Origin of the sequence: Eubacterium sp. MSJ-13, assembly GCF_018918235.1 — a bacterium.
In the GTDB taxonomy this organism is placed as follows: Bacteria; Bacillota; Clostridia; order Lachnospirales; family Lachnospiraceae; genus Butyribacter.
The window spans coordinates 1-8718 of record NZ_JAHLQE010000107.1 but is presented as its reverse complement, the minus strand read 5'-3'; the positions used below and the strand labels follow the sequence as shown (position 1 = coordinate 8718).

Genomic DNA, 8718 nt, shown 5'->3' with positions numbered 1-8718 from the left:
TCTTCTTTTATAATTGATTCAAAACTCTGATTTCCTATCCCTACAACTCTTGCCATATACACCCTCCTGTATGCATTTTTAATCCTCACGCTAATCCTCATTTCTGAGTGACTTTCTTACAAAATAATTCCATGAAAGCTATTCGCTTCCGCTCAGAAATAATATAGCCAACATCAGGCTATGCTTAACTTGCAAAAAATAGTTTTATACAAAATCACGCAATATTCTATAACTGCATTTTAACATTGAAACATCTCAAAGTAAAGAAATATAAGTGCCAGAAGTTTTTTCAGTAACATCACTGGGTTTTCTGATAATATTTTGCCTGTGTTTTCCAAAGCTTTGCATAAAGACCTTCCTCGCCAATCAATTTTTCATGACTGCCTCTTTGTACTGCCTTTCCATCATCAATCACAAGAATATCATTGCAAAACTGACAGCTTGAAAGCCGATGCGATATATATACTGCTGTTTTTGTCCCGATAAGTTCATCAAATTTAGCATACACCTCGTATTCAGCAATAGGATCAAGTGCTGCTGTCGGCTCATCAAGTATGACAAATGGAGTATCGTGGTACAATGCTCTTGCAATCGCAAGTTTTTGTGCTTCACCACCTGATATATCAACTCCGGTTTTATCAAATTCCTTTGTAAGATATGTCTCATTTCCATACGGCATTCTTGCTGCCAGACTTGAAAGTCCTGCTTTTTTTACGGCATCATTTACTTGCTCCTCATCATATTCCTGTGATGCTGCAACTGCCTGACCCAGTGTAAATGCCGGTATCTGGAAGTCTTGAAATACTACACTGAACAGACTTAAGTATTCCTTATAGTCATATTTTTTTATATCTATTCCGTTTAAAAGTATCCTTCCCTCTGTTGGATCATACAAGCGGCACAACAGCTTGATAAATGTCGTTTTGCCTGAACCATTTCTCCCGACAACGGCAAGTCTTTCACCTATATTAAATCTGATAGAAAAATTCTCCAATATGTTTTTCTCACTGCCCGGATAATGAAATGATACATTTTCAAACTCAATCATAAATTTATCGTCATCACGCTTTTCCACCGGCAGTGTTCCCTCGTATTTTTTATTTTTTATATCCAGAAAATCAAGGTACTGTTTTACATATTTTGTATTCATTTTCAATACTGATACCTGCTGGTTCCATCTTTGAAAATGCCACAAAAAATTGGTAATGCATCCCGCATAAAGACATATACTTCCAACAGAAATTACACGCTTCAATGCCATAATGCCAAGCAAAAGATAGATCATTCCTGAGATTAATACATTTATTCCCTCTGCCCACTGGTTCATTCTTGCTTCAAGAATTGTCTGCCTGCTCAAAAGCTTTGATACTTTCTCAAAAATCTCATTAAGTGTTTCTGACAAAAGACTTTGCTGGTTAAACAGCCGCACTGTTTTTCCACATTCTTCTCTACCAATATATTCATCAACATAAAAATCATATTTTCTCGTATATGGAAGTCTTTCTTCTACACTTTTATTTATTTTAGCCTGTATCTTCTGTGTCATTCTCTGATTTACATACAAAAATATTATCAAAAATGCAACAAAAGATAAAACTATTAAAATCCCTTTCCACTCCTGTGTCTTATAAGCTGTAAGACATTTTACAAAAAGCTGTACTGTAATGATACCCGCAACGATAAGCTGAAGCAGACGCTCAACAAATGGTGTAGCTGTCCAGAAAAGCATATTAAGTCCACTGCCATGCTCACGAGCCATATTGTCAATATCGCGCCGTTTGTTTTGGATAGTTTCAGATTCCATATATTCATAATCCATTGACATAAGCTTTTTGTTTAATTCATGATTTGCATCCTCCCATATCATGGAGCCACCATAAAAATAAAATTTTACCACCACACACATTGCAAAATACAAAATCCCATTTCCAACTGTAAGTCCTAAAAAATCTCCTAATATACGCTCTCTTTCAACCCTTAAAACAAGGTCATCAATAAGGCGCGAAGCAAAAAACAACCCCCAGTAATTATACATTACATCAAATACAACAAACAATATAACAAAAATCTTTGGAATAGAAAGTGATGAATACACCAATTTCAATCCACGCAGATTTGTTTTTATCATTTCTTTTTTAGACATATCTAATCCACCACCCTTTCCTGATAATATCTGCTCTGAAGAGAAAACATTTTTGCATATATTCCATTTTTTTCAAGCAGGCTTTTGTGTGTGCCCTCCTCAGCAATCTTTCCTCCATCAATCAAAATAATGCGGTCACAAAATCTTGTGCTTGACAATCTGTGCGATACAAAAAATGATGTTTTATTCTGCGTAAAGTATGCATATTTTTGATAAATATCACTTTCCGCTATCGCATCCAGTGCTGCTGTCGGCTCATCCAATATCAAAACTCCGCTGTCTCTGTACAATGCTCTCGCAAGCATCAGTTTCTGACGCTGTCCTCCTGAAAAATCTGTTGCCTCATCATTTAGTGATTTTTCCATCAAGGTATCATCCTTCCCTGGCAACTCGTTAATAACCTCACTCATTCCAGCTTTATCAAGACATTCCCATACCCTGTCATCAACTTTGCCATTTAAAGGTTTCATACTGATATTTTCCCTGACTGAAAGCGGCAGAAAATGGACATCCTGAAAAACACATGAAAACCACGCATATATTTCCTGTTGAGTCATTGTTTCCATATCTACTCCGTTTAGAAGAATTTTTCCCTTTGTCGGATGCAAAAGTCCGCAAATAAGCTTCATAAGAGTTGTCTTTCCGGCACCATTCAGCCCGACAACTGCTATTTTTTCTCCTGCATCTATCTTAAGGCTCATATCATCAATAATGTCATGCTCTGAAGAAGGATAGGCAAAGCTGACATGTTTAAGCTCTATCTGTGGTGCAGCTTTTTTAAGCTCAGCAGCTTCTACCGACATATCATCACCATATATAATAAATTCTTTATAACGACCAAATGCTGATACACTGTTTATAAGATGATGCAGATTAGTCATACCTGAGTTTCTCTGAAGCATAAAGCCTGATATCATTCCATTATAGAATATAACATCAGATATCGGCATCTCTCCTTTAAAAAATTTCCAGACTATCACTCCATAAAATAATACATACGATATCATTTCAGGCAAAGCAGTAACCCCTTCTCCAAACAGACGATATTCCATTTCTTTTGCTTTATAATCAAGTCTTTTCTTACGATATTTTTTAAAAAGTGCATCGAACCAATTCTCCATATTGTACATTCTTATATCTTTTGCCATCGAAAAATCCTCGGTGCGTCTGGTAATATAATCCATCTTCTGCCAGACCTCACCACCCTCTTTTGCCCATTTCTTTTCGTATGCTCCCGTAAGCTTTCCACTAAAAAAGCTCACCGCAAACAGCATTGCAAATATCAAAACAAGCCACCATTCAAGCCGGACAATAAATGCAATATAGACTATCAACATTATAAATGTTGAAAATAATTCAAAAATATCTTTCACAAAATACTTTAAATTTCCTGTGGAATCATCATCGCCAACCTTTCCACCAAACAGATCCTTTTTTACTACATTTCTAAGTTCAAGAAATTTCTTATCCTCCAGATAACTATAATCTACCATAAGTAATTTTTTCGCAAATCTGTTTTGCAGCCCTTTTGCAATAATCTGATTGCGGCTTGTAATCTGTCCACTGAAATGCCATCTGACAATAACACATATTAAAAGAATAAAAACTAAAGCACAAAGCTGAAGTATAAGCGTTGTCATTCTGGCATTTTCCTCAACTCCCTGCACTACCAGCTTAGGCATATAAAATGGCAGTATCTGCTGTAATGCTGCAAATGGCAATGCTGCTAAGCCATAAAGATACACTTTTTTATCCATACTCCATATAGTTCTGATACAATCCCAAAATGCAGAACAATAACTTGGCATGGCAGGATTTACACCTCTTTTTTTCTCTCCCATTTTTCTCATCCTTTCTCAAAATATTTGATAAACTATCATGAACTGCTTTTAGTATAATAAAAAATCATACCTCTTGTGCCTTTTTTACATAAGCGGTATGATTTTTAACTTAAGCGGTATTTTATTCTTATATTCTTCTGATACAAACAAGTCACTACACGAAATTTATTGTTCTACACAATAAAAGCGGTATTTTCTTAATACTGCTAAATATATGGCAGCATTATCTCAGTCGCAAATACTCCCGGTTCATTCTGACGATTGAGATATCCGTTTTTGTCATGAATGATCTTATCTATACGCTGTAAACCAAATCCATGCCCTTCACCCTTCATTGATAAATATTTTTTTGTCCGTTTTTTCTGATCTGTAGAATTGCTGACAGACATATAAAATTGTTTTTTAAATACACCTATATATACTCTGATAAATTTATTTTCTTTTGATGCAAGCTTCTCACATGCCTCTATTGCATTGTCCATAATATTTCCAAAAACAACGCAAAATTCCACATCCGTCATCGGTATTTCCTTTGGTATTTTTGCTGTTACATCAAGTTTTATGTCTTTCTTCTTTGCAAGAGATACCTTACTGTTTACGATAGCATCTGCCATGATATTTCCTGTTTTTATAACATGATCTATGCTCTCTAAATCCTCATTCATCTGTACAATATAATTCCTTGCATTTTCCCACTGTCTGTTTTCGACATAAATCTTAAGCACCTGCATATGATTTTTATAATCATGCCGCCATCCACGCATCTCACGATATGTATTGTCAATCTCCTCAAACTGACGCTCAAGAAGCTTGTTTTGATATTGCTCCATTTCACGCACCATATATCCCGGCAGCCATATTTTCAAAATGCTGAAAGATAATAATGCAATAAAAATGCATATTGAAACTATTGCTATTATAAGTTCCATAATAATCCTCTAATCTTCCTGTTTTCTATTGTAATCAATAAATTTCTGATTGACCTGCTTATACATTCTCCTGCTCACCGGAACATTTTTTTCAAAGCTGCGGCACTCCTCTACCATATACAGCTTATCTTTTTCTATACGCCATATATAACGGAGATTTATTGCAATTCCACGATAACAGCTTACAAAATCCTGCTCCGAAAGCTCACTTAAGGCTTCCTTTAATGAACCTGTTTTAAAAAATTCCCCCTGCCTTGTCACATATTTCATATCATGACCAAATACTTCTATATAATATATATCCTTTTGTAAAACTTTAACAACACCCATATCTCCTGTCAATATCACATATGCTTCCTGCTGTGCTGCATTGCGGTAAACTCTCTCAAGACATTCAAAAATCTTTTTTTCCTGCACCGGCTTTATCAGATAATGAAGTGCCTCCACCTCATAACCCTCAAGAATATATTCCCTCTCGCCTGTCACAAATATAATAGGCATATCATCGCCAAGCCTGCGAAGATGCTTAGCCAAAGATACCCCATTTTCTCCAGGCATTCTTATATCAAGAAACAGTACATCAAAACTATGATCCTCTCTCGCAAAAAGAAATCTGGCAGCATCTTCAAAAATGCTGACCTCGCCTTCTATGCCTTTATCAGCATACCACTTGTATATCATGTCAGAAAGCCACTGAGCCTCTTCCAAAACATCTTCACATACTGCTGCCCTCATCTTCTCTGGTTCCATCGGATTTTCACCTCTGTTTAATTTTATATTTGTTTTCTACCTTCATATAAGCTAACATGATTGCAATTATCAAAATCACAACTCCTGCCATAACAGCCAAAAATACCGGACTGTTCTGCTCAAAAAACAGGAACGGCAGACCAAGTAATTCAAATACTATGGCAAAAACAATCCATATGGTAGATACTGCGTTATTATACGCTCTCATATCTGTAACCTCAAGCTCTTTAACATTAGACCATGGTTTAGCATTAGACCAAAAGCCGACAGGTTTTTCTGACTTTCTGTCTACTATACCAATAATCAAAAACAAAACCGCACACATACTCCACACAATAAAAGCAATAATCATTTTTTTCAACCTCCTTTATTTTGTATAAAAAATCATTCTCCATATTTTATCTTAGGCAGATTCCACTCAAAATGAGCCGCCAGAACACGCACCACCACGACAAGCACCGAACATCCGACTATCGCAGTGTTCCTTCCTATATAATTGTCAATCACTATGTAAGCACCTGCTCCTGCTGCCGATGCAACCGCATATATATGTTTCTTAAATATATACGGTATCATCCCACTCATTATGTCACGCAGAACGCCACCGCCTACTCCTGTTATAACTCCGACAAATATAAGCAGAAACGCATTTGTGTTGTAATCACTGACAGTCTTTTTAGCCACATCTATTCCTATGACTGTAAATGCTCCAAGCCCCACAGCATCTGAAAGCATCAGCACATTTTCATATAGTGCAACAAACCCTGCACTCTGCTCTTTTATGTGCTCCGATGCTTTTATTAGCATAAATCCAAATACGATACATGAGATTATTGCAGCTATACAGACATCTCTCGGATCTTTAAATGCTGACGGCGGTGTATTGCCTAGCAGAACATCCCTAGTTATACCGCCACCTACCGCGGTCACGATTCCAAGCACACATACTCCGAGCAGATCCATCTTCTTTTTTATCGCAGTCATAGCACCTGATATCGCAAATGCAACAACTCCTATTATATCTAAAATATCTATCAGATCATTCATTTTTAATCTCTACTTTCCATAAATGTCCTGTATCACTAGTTGCTAAAATGGCTATCTGCCATCTATCAACACCTCTTTACCTCTGAACGCAAAACCATAGTGATGGATATTTTCTTTTTTCACTCCTCTTTTTATAAGCTCCTCATCATAATCCTTATCCTCTATCTGTTTTAATGCCGCCTGTACAGTTTCTTCAAGTGATTTTTCTTTTCTGGAATTTATCACCTTAAACTCTATTACAATTCCTGGATATTTATCGACTTGTTTATCTTTTGGTTCAAGCATGATATCATAGCGTCCATATCCACTTTCACGATTTGAGGTTATGATATAATTGTCTGATTGATCGACCATAAGTCCCAATACAAAACCATGGAAAAAATTTTCCGGTGCTTTTTTTGCCGATGTTTCCTTTCCAGAGTCAAATGAACTGAATGTTTTTAAAGCTACATCATTCATATAATCATTCATGCTTTCTATATCTCCACCTATAAGTGCTTTTACAAACTCATTTGTTTCCATCTTCGCAGGACTAAACCACCTAAACACCATATTTTCAAACATAAGATGTATTTCAAAGTTTGTAAGTGCAAGTTTATACATGGCTGCCTTTCTACGCTCTCCGGTAAGTTCATCAGACGATATCACTTTAAGATAACCACTCGCAAGCATAAGACTCCATACTGCGTCATCTGAATAATCAAGTTCTGAAAATACCACTTGCTCATCTACCGGAACATCTATTGTCCCACCTTTAAGAAGTGTCTCCATCATCATTTTTATATAAGAACTGCCCTTTTGTACAAAAGTGTTTATCAGTCCATTGGAACTTGAATCCGCCCAATAAGTTTTATATTTATTCTCGTCAAGAAAATTGATTATTGACCATGGATTATAAATATCCTTTCTCTTACCAAATATAAATCCGTCATACCACAGTTTCACTTTCTCTTTTTCACTAGAAAGCCCCTGTTCATCAAGTGCCGCAAACACCTCATCCTCTGTAAAACCAAAGCACTTTGAATATTCTTCACTTGTGACTGTTATAACTTTCAAATTATTCAGATCAGAAAAAATGCTCTCCTTCGAAACTCTTGTAATACCTGTCATTATCGCTCTTTCAAGATACGGATTGGTTTTAAAAGTAGAATTAAAAAAGCTCCTTGTAAATACCACAAGTTTCTCCCAATACCCATTTATATAAGCCTCCTGCATCGGTGTGTCATATTCGTCCAAAAGAATTATAACATTTTTTTTATAATAACGACTGAGATAATTTGACATATTCTTTAGTAAGTCCTGTGCCATAACATCACTCATATCATAACTTATATTATTTATATTTTTCTTTTCTATTTCCGTTAATCCATCCCAATCTCTTAAAAAATCGAACTGCTGGCATGTATCACATATTATTCTCTTAATCTTTTCAACAGCATCATTATAATTATCTTGTTTTATCTCAGCAAAACTCAAAAATATCACAGGATATGTTCCCTGAATTTCACGATACTCTTCATGTTTCCAAATATCAAGTCCCTCAAATAACTCTCCCCTACCTGCATACTTATTTGAGAAAAAGCAATTTATCATGCTCATATTTAATGTTTTTCCAAAACGGCGTGGACGCGTTATAAGTGTAACTATATCCTCCTTATCCCACCACTGTTTTATAAATAATGTTTTGTCTACATAAAAACAATTTTTCGTGCGAATTGATTCAAAATCCTGATTTCCTATACTTACAGTCCTTGCCATATACTCCCTCCTGTTTTGCCTTTTAAGCAGATTCCCCTCATTTATTTATAACAATATCTTAACATTGGAATATATTAATGTAAAGTAACATAAATCTATTAGCAACAGCTTTCTTTTTTAAACACATGCACAATTTTATGATATAGTACAAAATCCCCCATATCATAAAAAAGGGCAAAACCAGCGTTTTTCCCTCCAAGAATTGCTTCGCAATTCTCGTTGGTTTTCCACTATGTTACGAGCATTTTCC

General features: G+C 35.8%; 7 protein-coding genes. All 7 read right to left on the bottom strand.

The window, feature by feature from the left end:
* Positions 1 to 298 precede the first annotated feature (298 nt).
* A complete protein-coding gene (locus KQI69_RS07075) occupies positions 299 to 2143 on the bottom strand; it encodes an ABC transporter ATP-binding protein (RefSeq protein WP_216564643.1) in 1845 nt (614 codons plus the stop codon).
* Between the two features lie 2 nt (positions 2144 to 2145).
* Complete coding sequence (locus KQI69_RS07070; RefSeq protein ID WP_216564642.1) at positions 2146 to 3984, bottom strand: ABC transporter ATP-binding protein; 1839 nt, start codon at positions 3982 to 3984, stop codon at positions 2146 to 2148.
* Between the two features lie 206 nt (positions 3985 to 4190).
* Positions 4191 to 4913, bottom strand: a complete 723-nt coding sequence (locus KQI69_RS07065; protein WP_253289046.1) for a sensor histidine kinase — start codon at positions 4911 to 4913, stop codon at positions 4191 to 4193.
* A gap of 9 nt (positions 4914 to 4922) precedes the next feature.
* Entirely contained in the window at positions 4923 to 5663 is a 741-nt protein-coding gene (locus tag KQI69_RS07060; protein WP_216564641.1) for a LytTR family DNA-binding domain-containing protein, read from the bottom strand.
* A 7-nt stretch (positions 5664 to 5670) separates the two neighbouring features.
* Entirely contained in the window at positions 5671 to 6015 is a 345-nt protein-coding gene (locus KQI69_RS07055; protein ID WP_216564640.1) for a hypothetical protein, read from the bottom strand.
* 32 nt (positions 6016 to 6047) lie between these two features.
* Positions 6048 to 6710 (bottom strand): trimeric intracellular cation channel family protein, encoded by a 663-nt coding sequence (locus KQI69_RS07050; protein ID WP_216564639.1) that lies wholly within the window; start codon positions 6708 to 6710, stop codon positions 6048 to 6050.
* Between the two features lie 51 nt (positions 6711 to 6761).
* Entirely contained in the window at positions 6762 to 8468 is a 1707-nt protein-coding gene (locus KQI69_RS07045; RefSeq protein ID WP_216564638.1) for an AAA family ATPase, read from the bottom strand.
* Positions 8469 to 8718: the final 250 nt, after the last annotated feature.